The sequence below is a fragment of the Nonomuraea rubra genome (assembly GCF_014207985.1).
GTDB classification, from domain to species: domain Bacteria; phylum Actinomycetota; class Actinomycetes; order Streptosporangiales; family Streptosporangiaceae; genus Nonomuraea; species Nonomuraea rubra.
Genome location: NZ_JACHMI010000001.1, coordinates 8,764,258 through 8,786,104, shown reverse-complemented (window position 1 = coordinate 8,786,104; position 21,847 = coordinate 8,764,258). Strand labels below are relative to the sequence as shown.

20 protein-coding genes are annotated in these 21,847 nt (G+C 71.3%); 5 read left to right on the top strand and 15 right to left on the bottom strand.

From position 1 onward, the window contains the following. Window positions 1-66: 66 nt before the first annotated feature. The 9 genes from HD593_RS40030 to HD593_RS39990 form a co-directional block, all read right to left on the bottom strand. Window positions 67-870, bottom strand: a complete 804-nt coding sequence (locus tag HD593_RS40030) for a class I SAM-dependent methyltransferase (RefSeq protein ID WP_185107395.1) — start codon at window positions 868-870, stop codon at window positions 67-69. A 37-nt stretch (window positions 871-907) separates the two neighbouring features. Then, on the bottom strand, window positions 908-2,347 hold the full coding sequence (locus tag HD593_RS64675) for an ABC transporter ATP-binding protein (protein WP_185107393.1): 1,440 nt from the start codon (window positions 2,345-2,347) through the stop codon (window positions 908-910). Then, a complete protein-coding gene (locus HD593_RS40020) occupies window positions 2,344-3,075 on the bottom strand; it encodes an energy-coupling factor transporter transmembrane component T family protein (protein WP_221525215.1) in 732 nt (243 codons plus the stop codon). The genes HD593_RS64675 and HD593_RS40020 overlap by 4 nt, the downstream gene beginning before the upstream one ends. Continuing rightward, window positions 3,072-3,689, bottom strand: coding sequence for an MptD family putative ECF transporter S component (locus HD593_RS40015; protein ID WP_185107392.1), 618 nt, complete (start codon window positions 3,687-3,689; stop codon window positions 3,072-3,074). The genes HD593_RS40020 and HD593_RS40015 overlap by 4 nt, the downstream gene beginning before the upstream one ends. Then, window positions 3,686-5,443, bottom strand: a complete 1,758-nt coding sequence (locus HD593_RS40010; protein ID WP_185107390.1) for an ABC transporter ATP-binding protein — start codon at window positions 5,441-5,443, stop codon at window positions 3,686-3,688. The genes HD593_RS40015 and HD593_RS40010 overlap by 4 nt, the downstream gene beginning before the upstream one ends. Next, entirely contained in the window at window positions 5,443-7,191 is a 1,749-nt protein-coding gene (locus HD593_RS40005; RefSeq protein ID WP_221525214.1) for an ABC transporter ATP-binding protein, read from the bottom strand. The genes HD593_RS40010 and HD593_RS40005 overlap by 1 nt, the downstream gene beginning before the upstream one ends. Window positions 7,192-7,562: 371 nt before the next feature. Next, window positions 7,563-8,369: a TIGR03943 family putative permease subunit gene (locus HD593_RS40000; RefSeq protein WP_185107388.1), complete on the bottom strand. Its 807-nt coding sequence runs from the start codon at window positions 8,367-8,369 to the stop codon at window positions 7,563-7,565. Between the two features lie 11 nt (window positions 8,370-8,380). After that, window positions 8,381-9,070 carry a TIGR03943 family putative permease subunit gene (locus HD593_RS39995; protein WP_185107386.1) on the bottom strand — a complete coding sequence of 230 codons (690 nt, stop codon included), beginning with the start codon at window positions 9,068-9,070 and terminating at the stop codon, window positions 8,381-8,383. Further along, window positions 9,067-10,002: a permease gene (locus tag HD593_RS39990; RefSeq protein WP_246546960.1), complete on the bottom strand. Its 936-nt coding sequence runs from the start codon at window positions 10,000-10,002 to the stop codon at window positions 9,067-9,069. Before HD593_RS39990 ends, HD593_RS39995 begins: the two co-directional genes overlap by 4 nt. 328 nt (window positions 10,003-10,330) lie before the next feature. Here HD593_RS39990 and HD593_RS39985 point away from each other — a divergent pair, with 328 nt between their 5' ends. Genes HD593_RS39985 through HD593_RS39975 form a run of 3 tightly spaced genes read left to right on the top strand, consistent with a single transcriptional unit; the run spans window position 10,331 to window position 13,127 of the window. After that, window positions 10,331-11,353, top strand: coding sequence for a FecCD family ABC transporter permease (locus HD593_RS39985; RefSeq protein WP_185107382.1), 1,023 nt, complete (start codon window positions 10,331-10,333; stop codon window positions 11,351-11,353). Next, window positions 11,353-12,150 carry an ABC transporter ATP-binding protein gene (locus tag HD593_RS39980; RefSeq protein ID WP_185107380.1) on the top strand — a complete coding sequence of 266 codons (798 nt, stop codon included), beginning with the start codon at window positions 11,353-11,355 and terminating at the stop codon, window positions 12,148-12,150. The genes HD593_RS39985 and HD593_RS39980 overlap by 1 nt, the downstream gene beginning before the upstream one ends. Next, the gene (locus HD593_RS39975) at window positions 12,147-13,127 is read left to right on the top strand and encodes an ABC transporter substrate-binding protein (protein ID WP_185107378.1); all 981 of its coding nucleotides are present in this window, start codon (window positions 12,147-12,149) and stop codon (window positions 13,125-13,127) included. Before HD593_RS39980 ends, HD593_RS39975 begins: the two co-directional genes overlap by 4 nt. A gap of 43 nt (window positions 13,128-13,170) precedes the next feature. On the opposite strand, the gene HD593_RS39970 is transcribed toward HD593_RS39975, so the two are convergent. From HD593_RS39970 to HD593_RS39960, 3 genes are all read right to left on the bottom strand, one after another. Then, window positions 13,171-13,965 (bottom strand): ABC transporter ATP-binding protein, encoded by a 795-nt coding sequence (locus tag HD593_RS39970; protein ID WP_185107376.1) that lies wholly within the window; start codon window positions 13,963-13,965, stop codon window positions 13,171-13,173. Continuing rightward, window positions 13,962-14,954 (bottom strand): FecCD family ABC transporter permease, encoded by a 993-nt coding sequence (locus tag HD593_RS39965; RefSeq protein WP_312904054.1) that lies wholly within the window; start codon window positions 14,952-14,954, stop codon window positions 13,962-13,964. The genes HD593_RS39970 and HD593_RS39965 overlap by 4 nt, the downstream gene beginning before the upstream one ends. Before the next feature lie 100 nt (window positions 14,955-15,054). Next, window positions 15,055-16,077, bottom strand: coding sequence for an ABC transporter substrate-binding protein (locus tag HD593_RS39960; protein WP_185107371.1), 1,023 nt, complete (start codon window positions 16,075-16,077; stop codon window positions 15,055-15,057). 94 nt (window positions 16,078-16,171) lie between these two features. On the opposite strand from HD593_RS39960, the gene HD593_RS39955 reads away from it, so the two are divergent. Next, window positions 16,172-17,401 (top strand): MFS transporter, encoded by a 1,230-nt coding sequence (locus HD593_RS39955; protein ID WP_185107369.1) that lies wholly within the window; start codon window positions 16,172-16,174, stop codon window positions 17,399-17,401. A gap of 2 nt (window positions 17,402-17,403) precedes the next feature. Then, window positions 17,404-18,153, top strand: coding sequence for a TauD/TfdA family dioxygenase (locus HD593_RS39950; RefSeq protein WP_185107367.1), 750 nt, complete (start codon window positions 17,404-17,406; stop codon window positions 18,151-18,153). A gap of 26 nt (window positions 18,154-18,179) precedes the next feature. On the opposite strand, the gene HD593_RS39945 is transcribed toward HD593_RS39950, so the two are convergent. From HD593_RS39945 to HD593_RS39935, 3 genes are read right to left on the bottom strand one after another with little or no spacing between them, the layout of a single operon-like run. Further along, window positions 18,180-18,890, bottom strand: coding sequence for a methyltransferase domain-containing protein (locus HD593_RS39945; protein ID WP_185107365.1), 711 nt, complete (start codon window positions 18,888-18,890; stop codon window positions 18,180-18,182). A gap of 6 nt (window positions 18,891-18,896) precedes the next feature. Next, window positions 18,897-19,640 carry a class I SAM-dependent DNA methyltransferase gene (locus tag HD593_RS39940; RefSeq protein ID WP_185107363.1) on the bottom strand — a complete coding sequence of 248 codons (744 nt, stop codon included), beginning with the start codon at window positions 19,638-19,640 and terminating at the stop codon, window positions 18,897-18,899. A gap of 14 nt (window positions 19,641-19,654) precedes the next feature. Next, window positions 19,655-21,751 (bottom strand): YcaO-like family protein, encoded by a 2,097-nt coding sequence (locus tag HD593_RS39935; protein WP_185107361.1) that lies wholly within the window; start codon window positions 21,749-21,751, stop codon window positions 19,655-19,657. Window positions 21,752-21,847: the final 96 nt, after the last annotated feature.

The window sequence follows — 21,847 nt, the reverse complement described above, 5'->3', positions numbered from 1 at the left end:
TCGTTCTCCGCCCGGGCCGACCCGTCTGCGTGGCTCCAGCGGGCTGTGATCTGGTGGTGCCGTCGATCACGGGCGCGTTCCGGCTCCGATGAGGGACGTGGCATCCAGCTCGGTCATCCCCCGCTCGCGCAGGAGGCGTCCGAAGGCAGCGCGTACCTGCTCGACGGCGGGTTCCTCCAGGCCGGTGAGCATGCCGCGGAAGCCGCTGCCGAGCACCACCTGCCAGGCGAGTGCGGTGTCCAAGGGGATGCGCAGGGGAAAGCGGGTCACGGTGACCTTCGTCAGCCCGCGGGCGGTGAGCCAGGTGTGCAGATCCTCCTCGGTGTCGATTGTGGACGCCGCCTGCCTGCTGGTGGGGGGAGCCACCGGGGCTTGCCGTACGTGTGCGACGGCTTCGGCGAACAGCTGGCCGAAGTTCTCCATGGCGCCCTGGGCCCAGGTGGTGATGACCAGTCGTCCGCCGGGCCGCAGCAGGCCGGTCAGCCGGGTGACGGAGGTGTCCATGTCCGGCAGGAAGAAGACGCCGTGGACGCACTGCACCACGTCGTAGGGCTGGTCCTGCCACGTGGTCGCGTCGGCTTGGACGAAGCGCACGTTCCCCAGCCCCGCAGATGAGGCGCGGCGGCGGCCGTGAGCGAGGAGTCCTGCGGCGAGGTCGATGGCGTCCACGTGGCCGTGCGGCCCGGCGGCCCGCGCGGCCGGGATGGCCGAGGCGCCCGTACCGCAGCACACGTCTAGCACCCGTTCACCTGCTCCGATCGCGGCGGTCGCGACGGTGGCCTCGCCGATCGGGTTCCACAGCAGGGGTGAGATCTCGGCGTAGTGGGTGGCGGCGCTGTCGAAGACGGCGCCGATGCCGACGGATGTCATGGGGAATCTCCGTATGGAAGGGGCCGGGATGTGGGCTTCAGGGGAGTTCAGCTGGGCGCAGGCACAACTCCTGGTCGGCGGCGTGAGCGAGGAGCTCGTCGTCGTGGCTGATCAGGATGACGACGGCGCCGCCCGCTGCGAGGTCGCGCATGACCTGCGTGATGGAGCGCAGGTGCCGGCGGTCCACGCCGGAGCTGGGCTCGTCGAATACGACGATCCGGCGGCCGCTGAGCCGGGCCGCGGCCACGACCAGACGCTGCTGCTGCCCACCGGACAGCGAGAGCGGGTGCCGATCGGTGAAGGCTTCCAGGTCGAGGTCTCGCAGGAGTGCGCGGGAGCGGGCGTCGTGCTCGTTGTCCCGGGAGGCGCCGAGCCGGAGTTCGGCCTCGACGCTGTCGGTGAAGAGCTGCCGCTGGACGTCCTGCATGACGTAGGCGCACGCCCGCTGCCGTTGCGTGCGGCTGAGCCGCCGCCCGTTCAGGAGCACCTCGCCTTCGTGGCGTTGCAGGCCGGTGATGATGCGGGCGAGGGTGCTCTTGCCGGCGCCGTTCGGGCCGGTGATGGCCGTGATCGTGCCGGCGCGCAGGTGCGCGTGCTCGATGTCGAGCACGCGGTGCCCGCGGAAGGCGCAGCGTAGGCTGCGCAGCGTCAGGCCGGTGGTGGGAGGTGTGGCCGGTTCGGTTGCGCGATCGATGCTCGGGCCGCGCGCGTCCGCCGGAGCGGGAGCCGGGCGGGCGGGTGGGGTGAGGCTGCGCAGCCCTTCCGCCCGCAGGGTGGCGTCGTCGAGGGTGGCGAACTCCGCGCCGGTCCATTCGGTCTCGATGCGGCCGTCGCGCATGGCGATGACCCGGTCGGCGAGGCCGTGCAGGAAGTGGAGCCGATGCTCGGCGATCACGATGGTGGCCCCACCGGCGCGCAGGCGAGCCAGCGTGGCGGTGAAGCGTTCGATCGCGGCGGCCGAGAGATTGCTGGTGGGTTCGTCGAACAGCAGTAGGGCGGGGTGGTGGGTGGCCGCGGCGGCGCAGGCGACCTGTTGCTGCTGGCCGCCGGAGAGATCCTGGAGCCGGCGGCCGGTGAAGTCGTTCAGGCCGTGTTCGCCGATGACGGTGGTGACGCGTTCCCTGATCGCGTGCGTCGGTTCGCCGAAGTTCTCCAGGGCGAAGGCCAGCTCGGTCTCGGTCTGGTCGGTGAAGAACTGGCGGCGGGGGTGCTGGAGCACGGTGCCGGTGCGGCGGCCGAGCTGGTCGAGTGGCAGGTCGGCGATGGCTTGGCCGTCAAGGTCCGCGGTGCCTTCGAGCCGGCCCTCGTGGAAGTGGGGAATGAGGCCGTTCATGAGCCGGAGCGCGGTGCTCTTGCCGGAGCCGCTGGGACCGCAGAGCACAACGGTCTCCCCCCGCCGCACGTGCAGCGTGAGACCGTCGAGGGTGGGAGCGCCGGAGCCGGCGTAGGCCCAGCGCACGTTCTCGATCCTGATCACCACAGCACCGTGACCGTGATCAGCGCCGCCGCGACCAGCACGGCGACCAGATCGGTGACGCCCAGGCGCGGCGGGTGCAGCGCCGTGGGCCGGGTGGCCGAGCCGAGCCCGCGCAGCAGCGCCGAGGCCGACAGGTCCTCGGCGACCCGCAGGCTGGAGGCGATCAGCGGGACGGTGAAGCGCTCGATGCTCAGCACCGGGTGACGGAGCAGGCCGCCCCAGCCGCCGATCCCGCGCAGCCGCATGGCGTCGTGCACCGCGCGGGCCTCCGTGACGATCACCGGCAGGAAGCGCAGCATCACGGCCGCCGAGACGGTGATCGCCCGGGGCACGCGGGCGGCCCGCAGGGCGGCGGTGAGCTGGGTCGGCGTGGTCGTACGCATCAGGTGCAGCGCGATGCCCGCAACGGCGACGAAACGCAGCGCATACGCCGCGACCGTGGCGATGACGCCCACGGCGGGATGCGGTGCGGCCATCGGCAGCAGGTAGGCGACGGCCGCGACCACGGCGGCGGTGAGCGGCAGGGCGGCCACGCGCATCCAGGCACCTTCGCCGAGCGCGAGCAGCAGCCCGAGGACGAGGGCGGCGGGGATGAACCTCTCCCCGCCGGGCGCCATGACGGCGGCGCTCGCCGACAGCACGAGCAGCACCTTCGTCCGTGGGTCCAGCCGCAGCACCCGGACAGCCGCGGTGACCTGCCCGGGAAGGGTGAGCGGGGATGCGGTCACGCCAGGCCCGCCTTCGCGAAGTGCTTGCGCGTCAGCCGCAGCCCGAGGAGTCCGCCGAGCAGGCCGAAGACGACGGTGGAGACGTCGAAGGCGAGCAGCATGCCAGGGGACAGCAGCGCCTGCATCTGGTTGACGTAGTCGGTGCCCATCATCTGCATCGACGGGCTGGAGAAGTAGTCGTCGCGGGCATAGAACAGCGGCATCATGGGACCGACGTACCAGGCGGAGTAGACGGCGTAGGCCGGCACGCTCAGCCGCCGCGACCGGTAGCCGCCCGCCCAAATGACGACCTCGGCCAGCAATGCGCACGCGACGGTGATCGCGAAGCTGATCGGCGGATGGCCGGTGAGCAGGAACAGCCCGCCGGTGATGATGCCGAAGACGGTGACCATGCCCGCGTGGCGTACCCGGGTGAGGAAGAGGGTGAAGGGGATGCCGCCCGCCACGATGCTCGCGGCGAGGGCTACGAGCATGACGGGCGGGTTGATGAAGCCGAGCATGCTGATCGCGTACACGACGACGAGGTAGAGGGCGCCGAAGACGCCGATGTTGATGAGGTCTTTGGGGCTCATGCGCACGTCGATGCGGCGCCCGGCGGGGGTGGCGGTGGTCATGAGGTTCCTTCCGAGGTGAGCTGCCAGCCGCGAGCGCGCAAGCGCTCGTGCCAGAAGCGCGCGTACGTGCCGCCGGCGGCCAGCAGGCTCTCGTGGTTGCCGTGCTCGGTGATCCGGCCCTGGTCGAGGACGAGGATGCGGTCGGCGGCGACCACGGTGGACAGGCGGTGGGCGACGACGATGACGGTGCGGTCGCGGGCCAGCTCGGCGATGGCGTCGGCGATGGCGGCCTCGTTGGCCGGGTCGAGGGCGGCGGTGGCCTCGTCCAGCAGCACGATGGGGGCGTCCTTGAGCAGGGCGCGGGCGATGGAGACGCGCTGCTTCTCGCCGCCGGACAGGGTGGAGCCGGCCTCGCCGACGCGGGTGTGCCAGCCCTGCGGGAGGCGTTCGACGACCTCGTCGAGGCGGGCGATGCGGGCCACCCGGTCGAGGTCGGCGTCGGTGGCGTCAGGGGCGGCCATGCGCAGGTTGTCGGCGATGGTGCCCTCGAACAGGTAGACGTCCTGGAAGACCTGCGCGGTCAGCCGGGAGACGCCGGTGCTGCCGAGCTCGCGGACGTCCCGGTCGCCGATGCGGATCGTGCCTTCTGTGACGTCGAAGAAGCGGCCGAGCAATTTCAGCAGGGTGCTCTTGCCCGCGCCGGACGGGCCCACGACGGCGGTGAAGCTGCCGGCGGGGATCGTCGCATCGATGCCGTCGAGGACGGCCGGGCCGCCGTCGTAGCCGAAGCGCACGCCGCGCAGCTCGATGCCGGTGCCGGCCGGTTCGGCGGGGGTGATCGGTTCGGGCAGCGGCGGCACCGCCAGCAGGTCCCGTACGCGGCCGATGGCGTCGGCGTTGACCTGCACGGTGCCGGCGAGCTCGCCGAGCTGGGAGATGGGGTCGAGCATGCGCAGGGTGACGATGAGCACGCCGATCATCACCGGGAGGGAGACGGAGCCGTTCAAGGTCAGGCCGACGGTGAGGGCGATGACGGCCGTGACGACCAGTTGCAGGGTGCCGAAGAACGCGATCATCCCCCAGGCTCCCCGGATGGTGAGCCGTGACTGGGAGCCCTGCTGTCGGGCCAGGGACTCCTCCAGGGTGCCGAGCTCGGGCCGGTCGAGCACACCGTAGGCGCGCAGGGTCGGCTGCTGGCGGGCGTACTCGACGATGCGGGAGGCGCTGACGCCGATGTCGTGCTCGTAGTCGTCGTCGTTGCGCCGCACGATGACCATGAGCAGGCGCAGGGCCAGTGCGCACAGCAGCGCGCCGGCGGCGAAGGCCAGGCCGATCCGCCAGTCGAGCAGGAAGCTGCCCAGGATCATGGTGGCGGGCGCGGTGATGCCGACGACGACGTGGCGCAGCAGGTGGGCGGGGATGTTGGCGACGTCCATCGTGCCCTTGCCGAGCATGCGCCCGATCGGCCCGGTGCGGTCGCCGCGGAACCAGCCGATCGGCAGCGTGGCCAGGTGGTTGCCGAGGCGGGTATGGAAGCTGGTCAGCACGTCCGTGCCGACGACGTACCCCAAGGAGGTGCTCCAGGCCAGCAGCACGTGGTGGGTGGCGACCGTGGCGGCGATCGCGCCCGCCCAGATCCAGAAGCGGCCCCAGTCGGCCGGCGCGCTGGTAAGCGCGGCCACCAGCGGCGCCACGAATAGAAAACCCAGCCCCTGGAGCACGCCCTGCCCGGCCTGGGCGGCGAGCATGACGCGCAGGTGGCGGCGCCCGCGCTCGTCGAGCAGCTCGGACAGGTATCGGATCATGGCGATCATCAGCGGGCCTCCAGCCTCTGCGCGCTGCCTTCGCGGGCGCGCTGGTCGTGCTCCCACAGCCGGGCGTACAGGCCCTGGCGGGCCAGCAGCTCCTCATGCTGGCCCCGCTCCGCCACCCGGCCCTCATCGAGGACCACGATCTGGTCGGCGCCGCGGATCGTGCTCAGCCGATGCGCGATGACCAGCACGGTACGGCCGCGCGCGACCTCGCTCAGCGCGTCCTGGATGCGGGCCTCGTTCTCCGGGTCCGCGCTCGCGGTCGCCTCGTCCAGGACGAGGATGGGCCGGTCGGCGAGGATCGCGCGGGCGATGCACACCCGCTGCCGCTCGCCTCCCGAGAGCTCGGCGTCCTCGCCTGCGACCGAGTCGAGGCCGCGCGGGAGCGCGTCGAGGCGGTCGAGGATCTGCGCCTTGGCCGCCGCCGCGCGTACGTCGGCGTCGGAGGCGTCCGGGCGGGCCAGGCGGATGTTGTCGCGGACGCTCATGCGCAGCAGCGCCGAGTCCTGGAAGACGAAGGCCACGTGCCGGTACAGCTCGGCGGGGTCGAGATCGCGCAGGTCGGTTCCGTGCAGCTCGACCGAGCCCTGCTGGGGGTCGTCGAACCGGGGCAGCAGCTTGGCCAGGGTGGACTTGCCGGACCCGGACGGGCCGACCAGCGCGGTCACCGTGCCCCGCTCCAGGTCGAGATCGACGTCGTCGAGCGCGACCGTGTCGCCGTAGGAGAAGCGGACGCCGCGCATGCGCACCACCGGGCCGGGAGCGGCGGGGTCGGGCACGACCGGGCTCGCCGGGACGGGCAGCTCGGGGGCGGCGAGCACCTCGCGGATGCCGCGCGCCACGCTCAGCGCCGTGACCAGCGGGTGGATCGACATCATGACGGTCATCAACCCGGCGGTGGTGACGGTCCCGAACACCAGGAACGCGATGAGGCTCGTCAGCGGCAGCCATCCGGCGGCGGTGAGCGCGCCGCCCGCGCCTGCCATGATGACGAGCACGCTGGGCGGCGACAGCAGGATCTCCGAGATGACCGAGGCCGTGGTCGTGGCCTTGGCCCAGTCCAGGAAGAAACGGGCAAAATTCCGGGACACCTCCTGGAACCGGCGGCTGGCCACCCCCGGCGTGCCGAAGGCCTTGACGACGCCGATGCCGTTGACGAACTCGACCGCGGCCCCGCTCAGCCGGGTCAGCCATGCCATGAACTCCGGGTACTTCGTCCCGGCCCCGGCCATCGCCCGCTGGTACACGACCAGCCCGGTGACCAGCGGAACCAGGCTGATCAGCGCCATCCGCCAGTCCACAATGAGCAGGTAGCCGATTGCGACCACCACGGGGACGGCGGCGGCCGTCACCTCCACCACGGAGTGGGCGATGAGCTGGTGCAGCGCGGCGACGTCGTCCTCGACCGTCTTCTTCACGATCCCCGAGTTGCGGTCGGTGAACCAGCCCAGCGGCAGCCTGCGCAGCTTGGCCAGCAGCTCCCGCCGGATCCTGAACGACACCCGGATGTCGGCCAGATGCGTCAGCACCCCCGCGCCGAACGTGCCGAGCTGCTTGACGGCTAGCGCGGCGAGGGCGACCACGATGATCGGCCACACGTCCGTATCCCCGTGGAGCAGGCGCCGGCTGATCTCGACCACCGCGATCAGCGGCGCCATCCCGGCCAGCGCGCTGATCCCGGTCAGGACAGCACACCCGATCAGGGTGGCGCGGGCGGGGGCCAGCACCGATGGAGCTCGAGAAGCGGACATGCCTCACCCTTCGCGGTCGATGTCCCGACAAGTCGAGCAAATGATAATCATTATCGATCAATTTCGTAACCCGTCACCCCATGGTTCGTATGGATGAGGAGGCGGCGGTCAGCCTGTACGGGGAGGGCTCCTCTGGAACCTGTGTGGGCAGTCCGTCGCGACTACAAGGGGCAGTCCGGTGAGGGGAGGGCGGGTACGGCTGCGAGGCGGGGCGCGGCGACCACCAGGGAAAGTGCTATCGCCATCGTCGTAGCTCGTCCTTATGCCCCTCCCGATCGAAGTCGGGACTCAGTGGGAAGCGATAACCGCTTTCATCCCAGCGTGGGAGATCAGCGGTGCCTCTTCGGGCAAGCGCGATCGCTCAGCAAGGCTCATTCATACGGTTCGTCGGGCGCAGCTATCCGCTCAACACGGGAAGCGGTCACCTCGGGCGGAGAGTAGGCGTCCGTCCCTCGGACTTTTCGCGGACTCCAGGTGCCGGTCACACGCACCCACGCATCAGTCGCGGGCGCGGGGACACCTTTCACCATGACCTGCATCGTGAGGGCGTCGGCGGCGCAGCAGCCGATCCGCATGCGCGTCAGGTACCACCCGCCGTCCCGGCCGGACGGTACGACGAAACCGGTCAGCCGGACGGTCTTGCCTCGTAGGGCTCTGCTGGAGTCGTCCCAGGCCAGATTGGCGAACTCGATCATGCTCAGCGTGTTCACCTGGCCGTCTTTCAGTACGGTGGGGCGGGCTTCGACGAGAGTGGGCGGAGGCACGTGCGAGGTCTGCTCGGCCTGCTGGACGGCGAACGAGCCGAGAGCCGGGGGAGCGACCAGGAAGATCACCGTGAGCGGGGCCACCAGCAGCCACGCCACCCGATGCCCTCCCACATGCTCGTGTTCCTCCTGGTGCGCGGGGGTGACCGGATCGCGGCCGACCAGCGCGGCCAGATAGGCCTCCTCGGCCACGCGAGCGCGGAGGAGTTCCCCCTGGCGCGCCGCGCTCCTGCTCCTGCGGAGGTCCAGAGCCAGAGCGGCCACGGCCAGGACGACCAGCACCACGCCCGCCGCGATCACCAGCGGCCGGAAACCCGGCTTGACGTAGTTGGCGAAGTCCGCCGAGAAGGCGGAGATCTTCAACAGTGCCCCGCCGAGCAAGAGGAGCAGCAGGTTCTGCGTGACCCGATTCACCGGCGTGACCTCTATTCGTACGGCTCCGCCGGCCGCGCGACGGCGGTCACAGCGGTCGCGGTCAGGGCCGGAACCACGTAGTCATCGGGCACCCCGTCCGGCCACGGTACCCAGGTGCCCGTGACCGCCACCCAGGAGTCCTCCGCCGGGGCGGTCGCCCCCTGGACGGCGACCTCCAGAGCGAGCGCGTCAGCGGCGCAGCAGCGGATCTGCATTCGGGTCAGATACCAGCCCCTGCCGTCCTCGGCCGGGACGGCGAAGCCGATCAGCCTGACCTTCCTGCCGGCGAGTGGCGGCCCCGGCCGCGCGTAGGCGCGGCCGATGAACTCGCCCAGCGTCAACTCCGTCACCTCGCCTCCCGCCAGCGCGCTGTAACCCCCGGTCCGGGCGAGCGCCGGCGGGCCGCCACTCTGCCGGGCCGCGAAGGCGCCGAGCGCGGGCGGAGCGATCAGCACGATGGCGAACACCGGCACGGCCAGCAGCCACGCCACCCGCGGCCCGTGCCGGTGGGCGCCGGGCCGGTCCAGCAGCCCGGCGACGACGGACAGCAGGCCGAGAGCCGACAGCACCGCGCCGGCCCCCACGAGCAGCGGCCGGAACCCCGGTTTGACGTAGTTGACGTACGTTGTGGAGAACGCGGAGATGCTCAGCACCGTCGCGCCGAGGATCAGCAGAACGGCGCCCTGCGCCTGGCGGCTCACAGCAGCACCCAGCCCGCGACGAAGCCGGCCGCGATCGCGAGGACCAGCGTGAGCGGCGCGAACCGCCAGGCGAAGGCGCGGCCGAACGTGCCCGCCTGCAGGGCGATGAGCTTCAGGTCCACCATCGGCCCGACCACCAGGAACACCAGCTTGGCCGTGGGGGAGAACGCCGTGAACGAGGCCGCCACGAACGCGTCCGCCTCCGAGCAGATCGACAGCAGCACCGCCAGGAACGCCAGCACCAGCACGGACACTTCCGGCATCCCGGCCACCGCGGTGAGCCAGCCGCGGGGGATCACCACGTTCAGAGTCGCCGCCGCCAGCGCGCCGACCACCAGGAACCCGCCGGCGTGCAGCAGGTCGTGACGCATCGTGTCCACGAACGCGCCCGCCTTGCTCTGGCCGGTCCCGGCGGTTCGGCGGGGCGCCGGCAGCCACGCGGCGCGCCCGAACCGGGCCCAGATCCAGCCGGCCAGCACGGCCACGGCCAGCGAGGCGGCGAACCGCGCGACCACCATCGCCGGGTCGTCGGGGAAGGCCACCGCGGTGGCCACCAGCACGATCGGGTTGATCGCCGGGGAGGCCAGCAGGAACGCCAGCGCCGCCGGTGGCGCCACCCCGCGAGCCATCAGCCCGGAGGCCACCGGCACCGACGCGCACTCACAGCCGGGCAGCACCGCCCCCGCCATCCCCGCCACCGGCACCGCCGCGTAGGTGCGCCGGGGCAGCGCCCGCGTCCAGAACGAGGCGGGCACGAACGCGGTGATGGCCGCCGACAGCGCCACCCCCAGCACCAGGAACGGCAGTGCCTGCACGCACACCGCCACGAACACGGTCGCCCAAGTCTGCAGCGCCGGATGCGTCAGGTGGGGCGCGAGCAGGAAACGCCCCGCCACCAGCAGGGCCACGAGAACGATGAACGCCCAGGGCATCCGGAACCCGGCCAAGGCCCGTTGTAACCGGGACTCCGGCGACCGGCCACCGTCCGGGACCGGCCGGTCCGCCGTACTTGGCTGCGACATCACCCTCCCCACTCGCACGCAGGTACGCGGCAGCAGACTAACGCGGCTGTCTCACCGCCTACGCCCCAATAGTGCATGAGTCATGCGTGGTGATACGGTCTGCCGGAAATGATTCTCATTTTCTGGAGTGTCCTTGAGAACGTTGCGTGAGCCGGGCCCATCGGGCTCCGGCGCGGCATCCTCACCGGCGGCCCCGGGAGCCGAGGACCCATCCACCGGTAGCGCGGCGGGGCCGGCCATGGCGCTGATCGTCGTTCTGCTGGCCGGTGTCCTCGCGGTGTCGGTGCTGCTGGCGATAGGGCTCGGCGCCGCCGCGGTGCCGCCGGGGGAGACGCTGCGCTTCCTGTGGGCGGCGGTGACCGGCGGCTCGATCACGGCCGAGGAGGTCACCGCCTACCAGATCATCTGGCAGGTGCGGACGCCGCGCGTGCTGCTGGCGGTCCTGGTGGGGGCCGGGCTCAGCGTCGTCGGCGTGGCGATCCAGGCGATGGTGCGCAACGCGCTGGCCGACCCGTACGTCCTGGGCGTGTCGTCGGGGGCGTCGGCCGGGGCGGTGCTGGTCAGCGTCACGGGCGCGCTGACCGCCCTGGGGATCTACGCGGTCTCGGCCGGCGCGTTCCTCGGCGCGCTGCTCGTCTCCGCCCTGGTCTACCTGGCCTCGCGCGGCGCCGGCGGCCTGACGCCGCTGCGGCTGGTGCTCACCGGCGTGGCGATGGCCTTCGGCTTCCAGGCCGTGATGAGCCTGATCGTGTACTTCGTCCCGGACGGCGAGTCGACGAGCACGGTGCTGTTCTGGTCGATGGGCGGCTTCGGCGCGGCGACATGGGGAGCGCTGCCGGTCGTGGCAGTCGTCACTTTGGTCACCGTCGTGGCGCTGCGCCGCTTCGCCCGCAGCCTCGACGTGCTCGCCCTGGGCGACGAGACGTCGGTGAGCCTGGGCGTGGACACCGTGAGGTTCCGCCGGGGCCTGTTCGTGCTGACGTCGCTGGCCACCGGCGCGATGGTCGCGGTCAGCGGCGCGATCGGCTTCGTCGGTCTGGTCATGCCGCACCTCGTGCGGCTGTGGACGGGGGCGGCACACGTACGCGTGCTCACCATCGCGCCCCTGGCCGGGGCGATCTTCATGGTGTGGGCCGACCTGGTGGCCAGGACCCTGGTGGCGCCGCGCGAGCTGCCGCTGGGCGTGATCACCGCGCTGGTGGGCGTGCCGGTCTTCGTCGTCCTGCTGCGCCGCCGCGGCTACCTGTTCGGAGGACGCTGATGACCCGCCTGCTGCTGGACGATCTCTCCGTGTCCATCGACGGCGCCGCCATCGTCAAGGATCTGGCGCTCGCCGTCGGCGACGGGGAAGTGGTGGGGTTGGTCGGACCCAACGGCTCCGGCAAGACGACGGCCCTGCGGTGCGTGTACCGGGCGCTGCGGCCCACGGGCGGCGCGGTCTGGATCGACGGCCAGGAGCTGACGCGGATGCCGCTGCGCGACAGCGCCCGCACGATCGCCGCCCTCACCCAGGAGGGGAGGGCGGATCTCGACTTCACCGTCGAGGAGGTCGTCGCCCTCGGCCGCGCCCCGCACCTGCGCGGTAACCAGGCACTCGACGCCCGCGAGCGCGAGCTGTGCCGTCAGGCCATGGCGCAGATGGAGGTGCTGCACCTGGCCGGGCGCGGCGTGCTGTCGTTGTCCGGCGGGGAACGCCAACGGGTCCTGGTGGCCAGGGCGCTCGTCCAGGAGCCGCAGGTACTGGTGCTCGACGAGCCGACCAACCACCTCGACCTGCACCACCAGATCCGCCTGCTGTCGATGCTCAAAGGCTCCGGGCTGAGCGTGCTGGTCACCCTGCACGACCTCAACCTCGCCGCCTCCGCCTGCGACCGGCTGGCGGTGCTGTCGCACGGCACCCTCGTCGCCTGCGGCCCGCCCGCGCAGGTCCTCACCGAGGAACTGCTGCGCGAGGCGTTCGGCGTCGAGGCGAGCGTCGTCCCCCATCCGCTGACCGGGGTCCCCCAGGTGCTCTACGACCTGGGCACGGCCACAACCACGAAAGGAAACTCGAAGTGAAAAGACGCACCCCCGCTGCGCTCCTGACGGGGGCACTCCTGCTCGCAGGATGCGGGGCGCAGGTGGAGGGCGGCGCCGCCGCCGCGCGCACGGTGACGGTCAAGAGGTGCGGCGAGGACGTCCAGTACACCACCCCCCGCCGGGCCGTCGTCTACGAGGGCGGCAGCGCCGACAAGCTGTTCGCCCTCGGCCTGACCCAGCACGTGCACGGCTACGTGATGCCGCCCGCCAACCCGCCCGTCACCGAGTCGCCCTGGGCGGCCGAGTACGCCAAGGTGAAGTTCCTCAGCGACGACCTGCTCAACCGGGAGCTGGTCGTGGACGCCAAGGCCGACTTCGTCGTCGCGGGCTGGCGCTCCGGCTTCAGCGACCAGCGCGGCATCACCCCCGAGATCCTCGACGGGCTGAAGATCCAGAGCTTCATGCACGCCGAGTCGTGCTTCAACTACCCCGGCTACCCCGAGCGGGTCGCGCCGTTCGAAGCGCTCTACACCGACCTCGAACGCCTCGGGAAGATCTTCGGCGTCGAGGCCAAGGCCCAGGAATTGATCGCCGGCTACCGCAAGCGCGTAGAGGCGGTCCAGGCACAGGCGCCCAAGGGCGACCCGACGCCCGTCTTCCTCTACGACTCGGGCACGGACAAGCCGTTCACCGCCGGCAGCCAGGTGCCGCCCACCGACATCATCCGCTTCGCCGGCGGCCGCAACGTCTTCGGTGACCTGGACGCGCGCTGGGGCGAGGTCACCTGGGAGGCCGTGGTCGAGGCCAAGCCGGAGGTCATCGTGATCCTGGACTACGGTGACAAGCCCGCAGCGGAGAAGATCAAGTTTCTGAAGGAGTTCCCCACCACCAGCAAGCTGCCCGCCGTCGTCAACGACCGCTTCTACGTCCTGGACTACAACGAGGGCATCAGCGGGCCGCGCAACATCGACGGCCTGGAAGGGTTCGCGAAATACCTGCGCGAGCTCCAGACCTGACCGGATGAGCGGCACCCCGGGAGCAGCTCACGGGTGGCGTGTGTCAGGCCCGGTGAGGCAGGGAATTCCCCGCCTCACCGGCGCGGGTGTAGGCGACCGTCAGGTTGCCCAGCGGGTCTGTGGCGATGTGGGCCTCGACTCCGAAGACGTTCCGCAGCCGTTCCGGGGTGAGGACCTCGTCCGGCGGCCCGTCGGCGATCAGCGTGCCGCCGCTCATCAGGACGAGGCGGTCGCAGTGGCGGGCGGCCAGGGACAGGTCGTGCAGGGCCACCAGGATCGTCTGGTCGGTGGACGCCAGCAGATCCATCAGGTCGAGCTGGTGTCTGATGTCCAGGTGATTCGTGGGTTCGTCGAGCAGGATGCACCAGGATTGCTGGGCGAGGGCGCGCGCGATGTGGGCGCGTTGGCGTTCGCCGCCGGAGAGCGTCTTCCAGTCCCTGGACCTCAGCTCGGTCAGGTCGAGGCGTTCCAGTGCGGCGTCGATGACGAGCTGGTCGGTCCGGTCGAGAGCCTTCCATGGGCTGCGGAACGGGGTGCGGCCGAGGGCGACGACGTCGGCGACCCGCAGGTCGCTGTCGGAGTCGGCGGACTGCTCGACGAAGGCGGCCTGCTGCGCGATGCGGCGGGCGCTCCAGCCCCGGATGTCCTGACTGTCGTAGCGGACGACCCCCGAGGTGGGAGTGCGCAGGCCGGCGACACAACGGAGCAGGGAGGACTTGCCGGAGCCGTTCGGGCCGATCAGGCCCACGGTCTCACCCGAGCCGACGTGGAAGGTGACGTCCCGGACGATGCTTTTGCCCGGGACGTCCCATGACAGGCCCTCGACGTCGATGTTCACAGCTCACCTCGTTTGCGCAGCACCAGCAGGAACAGCGGGACGCCGAGCAGCGCCGTGAACACGCCGACCGGGACTTCCTGCGGGGCGAAGGCGACACGGGCCAGCGCGTCCGTCCACACCAGAAAGATCGCGCCGGCCAGCGCGCTGAGCGGCAGCAGTACGCGGTGCAGCGGACCCACCAGGAAGCGCACGCCATGCGGCACGATCAGGCCGACGAAACCGATGGCGCCCACGCCGGCCACGGCCACCGCGGTGAGCAGCGCCGTGACGCCCAGCAGCACCAGGCGCGTCCTGCGCACGTCGATGCCGAGCGAGGAGGCGGTGTCGGTCCCGAAGCAGAACCCGTCCAGCGCGGTGGCGTACGGCCAGAAGACGGCCAGTCCCATGACGGTGACGGCGCCGCTCGCGATCACCGCGTCCCACCGGGCGGAGGCCATCGAGCCGAGCAACCAGTGAATGATCGCCCGGGTGGTATCGGCGTCGCCGGAGGCCACCAGCACGAGGGCGGCGACGGCCGCGAAGAGCTCGGCGACGATGACACCGGTCAGCACGATCCGCATGGAGTCCATGCCGCTGCGCCGCAACAGCAGCATGAGCAGCCCGAACGAGGCCAGCGCGCCGGCGAACGCACCGCCGGCCACGGAGAACGCCGCACCACCCAGACCGAGGACGACGACGGCCACCGCTCCGGTGGACGCACCGGAGGAGATGCCCAGCAGGTAGGGATCGGCCAGCGCGTTGCGGGTCACGGCCTGCAGCACCGCGCCGCACAGTGCGAGCCCGGCACCGACCAGGGCCGCCAGGAGCACGCGGGGCACGCGCAGGTCCCAGATCAGCGAGTCGAGCAGGCCGGGCAACGGCTCCACCGGCAGGCCCAGGCGGGTGCCGAGGACGCGGCCGAGGTCGATGAGGCCGACCTCGGATGTGCCGATCAGCACCGAGGCCGCCACGGAGCCGATCAACAGCCCGATCCCGGTCAGGAGCAGCACCGATACAGGCGGTCCCGCGTGGCCCGGCGGAGCGGGGCGCGAGCCGTCAGGGACGGGGCGATCTCTCGCGGTGGGATGCAGGATCGACAGATCAGCGCCGCTAGCGGACATGGCCGAGCTTCCGCAGCCCTTCGACGAACAGGCCGAGGGTGTTCACCGTCCGCACCGACGGGTCCATCTCGATGCCCGGGACCTCGATGACGCGGTTCGCTTTCACAGCGGTGAGCTGCGACATCGTCGGCTCCTTGCGCAGCATGTCCAGCTTCTCGGCGGCGCTGTCGCCGGGTGCTCCGCGCTCGGACAGGTCGCCGATCACGATGACGTCGGGGTCGCGCCTGGCGATCTCCTCCCAGGAAACCTCCGGCCAGTCCTCGTCCACGTCGTCGAAGGCGTTGCGGACGCCCACCAGCTCGCTCATCGCGCTGGGCATACCGCCGTGGCCCGCGACGTACGGCAGGCCCGCGTACACCGAGTACAGCCAGACGACCGTGACTTCGCCGGTGACCGCGGAACGGCCCTTGGACGCCCGGTCGATGACCCGTCGTTGTTCGGCGATGAGCTTCGCGGCCCGGTCCTCGACGCGGAAGATCCGGCCCAGGTTCTCGTAGTCCCGCAGCAGCAGATCGAACGGGGTCGGCCCGGCTCCGCCGGCCTGGGGGCAGTCCACCACGCTGACGTAGGACGGCAACCCGAGCCCGCGCAGCTCCTCGCGAGTGCCGACCCGGTCCTTGGTGTACAGGGCGGCGAAGGAGGAGACGACCAGGTCAGGGGTGGCGGCACGAAGCTGCTCACCGGTGAGGATCTTCGGGTTCAGCACGGGGACGCTGTCGTAGGCGGCCCTGTACTGCGGCGCCACCGCGGTCTTCAGATTCGAGGTCCCGGCCATACGATCCTGCAAGCCGAGTGCGAGCAGCGTCTCCGTCGAGGACTGGTCCAGCGTGACGACGCGCTCCGGCGGGCTGGAGAACGACAGCTCCTGGCCGCAGCTGCTCACCCGCACCGCACCGGTGGCAGGAGCGGCCGAAGGGGAGACGGATCGGGTGCCGCCGCAGGCGGCCGAGAACAAGAGTAGGACGAGCCCGGCGAAGACGCTGATCTTACGAGACGGGGGAAAGGCCCTCATGGAAGTGGAATGATAGTGGTTTTCACTAACATGTTGTAGATCGCGAATCTCGTTCGTCCTGGTCCCCTGGAGGAGTCCACCTGTGATCGCACCGATGCCCACCGACTCGGACACGTCGTCGTCCGCGGCACGGTCCATCCTGCGCGAGAGGCGGTTCATCCGGCTGTGGTGCGGCACCACCGCCTCAGGGCTGGCGACCTGGGCGCTGCCGTTCGTGCTGGGGCTGGCCGTGCTGGACCGTGAGCTCACCGCCGCCGGTCTCGGGATCGTGCTGGCCACCCGGACCGTCGGCTTCCTCGCCGCGGTGCCGATCAGCGGAGTTCTGGCCGATCGGTACTCGCGCCGCGCCGTGGTGTGGTGGGCGGGACTGGCCGCCGCGCTCGCCACCCCGTTCATCGCGCTCGGGCTCGGCCGCTCCGTCCCGCTCATGGCCGTGGCGGCGGCGGTCGTCGGCGCGGGCCAGGGGGCGTGCCGACCCGCGTTCCAGGCGCTCACGGCCGAGGTCGTGGACGCCGGCCACCGCCGGCAGGCCAACGCCGCCATGACCCTGGCCGTGCGCGTCACCACCCTCGTCGCGCCGGCGGGCACGGCGTTGCTGGCCGCCGTCCTGAACACCTGGTGGCTGCTGATCGGCACCGGGCTGCTGTGGCTGGCCGCCGCCGTGCTGCCGCCCCGGGGCCTGCCCGCCCGGGCCCTCGCGGCGGGCGGCGCGCGGTTCTTCGCGGAGTTCGGCGAGGGTGTACGCGAGGCGCGCCGGCATCCATGGTTCCTGGCCGGTCTGGGGGCGCTGGCCGCGGTCATCTTCACCGGCTACTCGGCCACGGGCGTGGCACTGCCGCTGGTCAGCCGCGACCGGTACGGCACCGAGGCGGTGCTCGCGGCGGCGCTGACCGCCTACACCCTCGGCGCGCTGGCCGGCGCGCTGCTGGTGGCCCGGTGGCAGCCGCGCGCGCAGGGCTGGGCGGCGCTGGCCGGCCTGGCGCTGTACGGCTTCGCGCCGCTCAGCCTGCTGGTGCCGGTGCACCCGATGGTGGTTTTCGCCGCCTACGCGCTGGCCGGGCTGGGCATCGAGTTGTTCAACGTGCCCTGGTTCACCGCCACGCAGCGTGAGGTGGAGCCGCGCCTGCTCGCCCGCGTCTCCTCGCTCGATTTCCTGGTCTCCTACGGGCTGGCCCCTGTCGGCCTGGCCTTCCTTGCCCCGGCCATCGACGCCTTCGGCTGGCAGCCGGTCCTGGCCGGCTGCGCGCTGGTGTGCTTCCTCGCACCCGCCGCCGCGGCCCTGGTCCCCAGCAGCCGCGGCTTCTCCCGACCTGAGAGGTCCTGAAGATGTCCTTCGGCATCCTCCCTGACCGTGTCGACGGCCGGGACACCGATCGCATCCGTCACCTGCTCACCGAGTCAGGTGCGGCCATCCTCACCGGTTTCGCCGCCACTCCCGACGCGCTCGTCGTCGCCGCGGCGCTCACCCTCGGCCACCGGTTGCGGCAGGTGTTCCCGTACCGCAGCAGGCCGTCCCGCGACGCCGGCCCGGTGCACCTGCACGCCGACAGCTTCGACGTGGTCGTCGACATTGGAGGCGTCCCTGTCCGCAGACGTGACCCCGACGAGGACTACGTCTTCATCCAGGCCGTCCAGACGCCCGGTTCGGGCGGCGAGTCGTTCGTCGCCGACGCCTACCGCTTCGCCGACGACTGCGAGCGGCGCGACCCGGGCCTGTGGGACTTCCTCACCAGCGCGGACGTGGACCTCTACGGCAGGTGGGCGGACCTGCGCGGGCTGCCCGCCATGCCGCGCGTCGGCCGGCACGTCGAATACACCCGCACCGGGCGCCGCGTCGTCCGCCGCACCGAGGGCGCCGTGCCGCTGCACCGTGACCCGGACGCTGAACGCATCCGGGAGCTGATCGGCGGGCTCGACGAGGCCGTGCGGGAGGCGGAGCCGACGCTGCCCAGGTTCGCCCTGGACGAGGGCGAGATCCTGGTGCTGGACAACTACCGCTGCTGGCACGGCCGTGACGGGCACAGCGGGGAGCGTCTCGTCCGAATCCTGACCGTGCGTAGCGCCGATGCCCGCTGACGTGGCCTTGGCCGACGTGCCCGCAGCTACTTGATCGCGATGAATCCCTCGAAGGCGAGGTATTTCAGGATCGTTCCGTAGCTCGCGAAGCCGGCCTCTTTGAGGAGAGCGACGTTGTCGTCGGTGGAGACCGGCTGCAGCACGCCGAGCAGGCTCTCCTTCTTGTTGAGGATTTCCTCCGGGCTCAAGCCGGCGTTGCGCTTGAACCGGTAGTGCAGCGTCGTGATCAGGTCTTCGAGCTGAGCGCCCGGCGCCAGGACCTTGTCGAACATGAAGAAGGCTCCGCCGGGACGGAGCGCCTGGCAGATCTGGCGGAACACCTCCCGCCGGAGCCCGGGCGGCAGGAAGTGCATGGTCAGGTACGCGACGACGAAATCGCAGTGCTGATAGGCGATCGTGGTGAGGTCGCCCTCGACGACCTCGACGTTGTCGAGACCGGCGCAGTGCTCGCGGGCGGCCTTGACCATCGCGGCCTCGCGGTCGACCCCGATCCAGTGGGTGGCGTGGTTGGCCGGGCCGTGGGTGGCCAGGCGGTGCAGGAGCTGGCCGGTGGCCGAGCCGAGCTCGTAGCCGATGTGTGGCCCGTCGCCGCCGAGGAAGCACGTGGAAAGGTCGCAGACGAGGTCGTGGCCGGCGTCGTAGAGCGGCACCGAGTGGCGGGCGTGATCGACGAACACCGTCGGGACGTCGCCGGAGAAGACCCACGATCCGGGTGAGGTGATGGGAAGGGAGGTCACGGCGGATCACGCTTTCCGGTAGGCCGAGATGTTGCGGGTCGAGGTGGCGGTGAAGGGGGCCTTGTCCCAGCTCGACCAGCGCTCGTGCAGCCGCATGCCGGCGATGCGGGCCATCAGGTCGAGCTCGGACGGCCAGATGTAGCGGACCGCGCCGGGGCGCAGCTGGACGCCCTCCGTCTCGCTGAGTCTGATGTGGCAGGTGCGCATCTCCTGCGTCACGTGGTTGGCGGTCGAGACGAACAGCGAGACCGCGTCGGGCTTGACGTTGGAGGCCCAGGCCCTGCCGTTCTCCAGGACACCGCTGGCCGGCGCCATCAGCTCGACGACGAAGAAGCCGCCGGGTGCCAGGTGCGCGGCGACGTTCTCGAAGCACTGCACCTGCGCCTCCTGCGTGGTCAGGGCCGACAGCGCGAAACGGGAGATGAAGGCCAGGCCGAACTCGCCGTCGACCTTCACGTCGGCGAAGTCGCCCTCCACGACGTCGATCTCGTCGCCGCGCGGTTTGGCGCGCAACTGTTCGAGCATCCAGGGGGAGTTGTCCACGCCGGTCACGGCCAGCCCGCGGTCGAGCAGCGGGAGGGCGAGCCGGCCGGTGCCGATGCCGAGCTCCAGCACGGCCCGCCCGGCGGCCAGCCCGGCCAGGTAGTCGGCCGCGTCCTGGGTGTCGGGCTGGTCGCCGAACTCCGCCTCCCAGCGGGCCGACCATTCCGGTCCGTAGGCGACGGCATTGAGGGCGTCGGCGTCTTTCATCGTCGGCATTCCTTTCACGCGTGGGGGAGAGGGAAGACGTTCAGCTCTGTCCGGGCGGGCCAGCCGAGCTTGACGGCGGCGTTGCGCAGCCGGTCGGCGCCGAGGTAGGGGAAGGCGGCGGCGAAGTTGCCGGCCAGCCCGGGAACGAGCGTTCTGGTGACGTGGAGCCCGGCCGCGGCGACGTCCGGGGTGGTGAGGTCGACGGCGATCACCTCGTAGCCGGCCTGCTCGACCCGCTGCCGGTAAGTGCTCAGGGAGCGGTCGGGCATCGTGGACACGGACGAAGCCGGGATGGTGGTTCCGGAGTCCAGCCAGCTTCGCACCCGCTCGACGGCGCGGGGGTCGAGGTTGACCTGCATCTGGCATTCCAGGTCGCCGACGTCGCGGAAGTCGGGGCGGAAGCTGTCGAGGTAGGCGCGGTCGGCCCGCCACTCGTGCATGAAGTGCCGGGCCTTGCGGCCAGCGTGCACGGCCTCCCAATACAGGCCGTCGGGATCCTGTAGATCACGGGCGATCTCCTGGAGTGTCAGCGCTTCGGCCCAGGCCTTCTCCGCCGCGAGCTCGAGGGTGTCGCGGCAGCCGAAGCCGATCGTCAGGATCTGATCCCTGGCGTGCTCGACGACGCCGGCGATGACGGGGACGTCGAACTCGTTGGGCAGCGGGATCAGCCACGCGCGCTGGCCGGGTGTGCCGTCGAAGAGCGCGGCCAGGCGCGGCGTCGGTTCCAGGGACGGAAGGGCGGGCAGATTGGCCCACCAGACCATGGTGGCGTCGCGCTCGATCACCTCTTCGAGCCCGGACCGTACGGCGTCGTCGAAGGATTCCCCGGCCGCCACACCTGCGTAGTACAGGGGGTTCGTGATGGGCTCGTGGTAGTAGGGCCCGACGTAGTAGTTGCAGTAGGCCAGGCTGGCGGGCACCCAGATCGGCCGGTCATGGGTGAGGGAGCGGCCCGCGATCCAGTGCACCGGCAGGTCGCCGTCGAAGCGGACGAAGGGAAAGCCTTCCGCCGCGTACTGGGCTTCGGAGAACAGGACGATCGATTCGGGTGCGAGGGCGTTCTCGCCGGCCTGGCGCAGCTCGGCGTAGGACGCCTTGCGTAGGAGTTCGGGCTGGATCCAGTTGGCGCAGTAGCGTTCCACGCTCTCGCCGATGGCCGCCGCCCGGGCCCCGGCCGCGTCGCCGAAGGAGCTGGCGCCGCACAGGACGTTGGTGGCCCACGGGAAGCGCCGTCCCATGTCGGCGACATCGGCCTGCACCGTCGTCAGGGCCCGCGGGATCGACGGGTCGTGCTCGATGACCCTGGTGGCTGCCACGATGCCGATGCGGTCGTCGAGCAGCAGGTCCGCACCCGTGATGCGATGGTTGATGACCTTCGGGTACGGGCTGGCCGGCAGGGGGAGGAACGGATGGAGCCGGATCTGCGGGCCCGCCGGATCCACCTCGACCTCGTTGCCGGCCAGGGCGCAGGGCTCGCCGGCCAGCCAGCGGCGCAGCTCGACCAGGAACATCGACACGAGCCAGGTCAGCACGTCCGGGGAAGGCGGGCGCAGGCCGCCGGTCAGCGAGGGCTGGAGGAGCGCGTCGGCGAGGTCGGGCCGCTGCGTCACGCAGGCCCGGCGGGTCAGCAGGTCCCGGTACGGCGCGGTGCGGCCGGGCTCGATGGCCGGGCCGAAGTAGCACTTGCCCTGATCCAGGAAGAAGCAGGTCCACGGTCCGGTGCGCTGGCCGTCCACGCGTAACAGCAGCTCGGGATCGAACCGCGTGCTCAGCAGCGCCAAGGGCCGGTCGAGCGGCACATCGCCGCCCATGGGGTGCGTCTGCTCGCCAGGCGCGGCGAGCCTCGTGACGATGGGATGCAAGTCGGCATCGGCGAGGAGCACCGGGGGTTGCGGGGGTTCGATGAGGGAGCCGGTCGAGGCGAGCAGGCCGGCCAGCTCCGGCCACGGCGGAGACGCGCCGGGCGGCGTCGCGGCGAGGTCTTCCAGGGCGCGGACGACGTCCGCCGCTGGCCGGTCGATCTCGAACATCCGGCCGTTCGGCGTGATGAGCACGGCCGCGTCCTCGCCCAGGGGACGCACGTCCACGTTGACTCTCGGAATGTGCTTCAAGATCGTATCCTTGTCGTAGGGGCCCGTGGGGCCGGATGCGTGCCGGCCCCACGGGTGTCACCTCGTCAGCTCCAGCGGAAGGCGCGGAAGCCCGTG

What these genes read in the sequence shown, in the direction of transcription:
- HD593_RS39950 (WP_185107367.1), top strand. Translation starts at nt 17,404, where the DNA reads ATGTCCTTCGGCATCCTCCCTGACCGTGTCGACGGCCGGGACACCGAT.
- HD593_RS40015 (WP_185107392.1), bottom strand. Translation starts at nt 3,689, where the DNA reads ATGACCACCGCCACCCCCGCCGGGCGCCGCATCGACGTGCGCATGAGC.
- HD593_RS40010 (WP_185107390.1), bottom strand. Translation starts at nt 5,443, where the DNA reads ATGATCGCCATGATCCGATACCTGTCCGAGCTGCTCGACGAGCGCGGG.
- HD593_RS40005 (WP_221525214.1), bottom strand. Translation starts at nt 7,191, where the DNA reads ATGTCCGCTTCTCGAGCTCCATCGGTGCTGGCCCCCGCCCGCGCCACC.
- HD593_RS39985 (WP_185107382.1), top strand. Translation starts at nt 10,331, where the DNA reads ATGGCGCTGATCGTCGTTCTGCTGGCCGGTGTCCTCGCGGTGTCGGTG.
- HD593_RS39940 (WP_185107363.1), bottom strand. Translation starts at nt 19,640, where the DNA reads ATGAAAGACGCCGACGCCCTCAATGCCGTCGCCTACGGACCGGAATGG.
- HD593_RS40030 (WP_185107395.1), bottom strand. Translation starts at nt 870, where the DNA reads ATGACATCCGTCGGCATCGGCGCCGTCTTCGACAGCGCCGCCACCCAC.
- HD593_RS39960 (WP_185107371.1), bottom strand. Translation starts at nt 16,077, where the DNA reads ATGAGGGCCTTTCCCCCGTCTCGTAAGATCAGCGTCTTCGCCGGGCTC.
- HD593_RS39955 (WP_185107369.1), top strand. Translation starts at nt 16,172, where the DNA reads ATGCCCACCGACTCGGACACGTCGTCGTCCGCGGCACGGTCCATCCTG.
- HD593_RS39980 (WP_185107380.1), top strand. Translation starts at nt 11,353, where the DNA reads ATGACCCGCCTGCTGCTGGACGATCTCTCCGTGTCCATCGACGGCGCC.
- HD593_RS39990 (WP_246546960.1), bottom strand. Translation starts at nt 10,002, where the DNA reads ATGCCCTGGGCGTTCATCGTTCTCGTGGCCCTGCTGGTGGCGGGGCGT.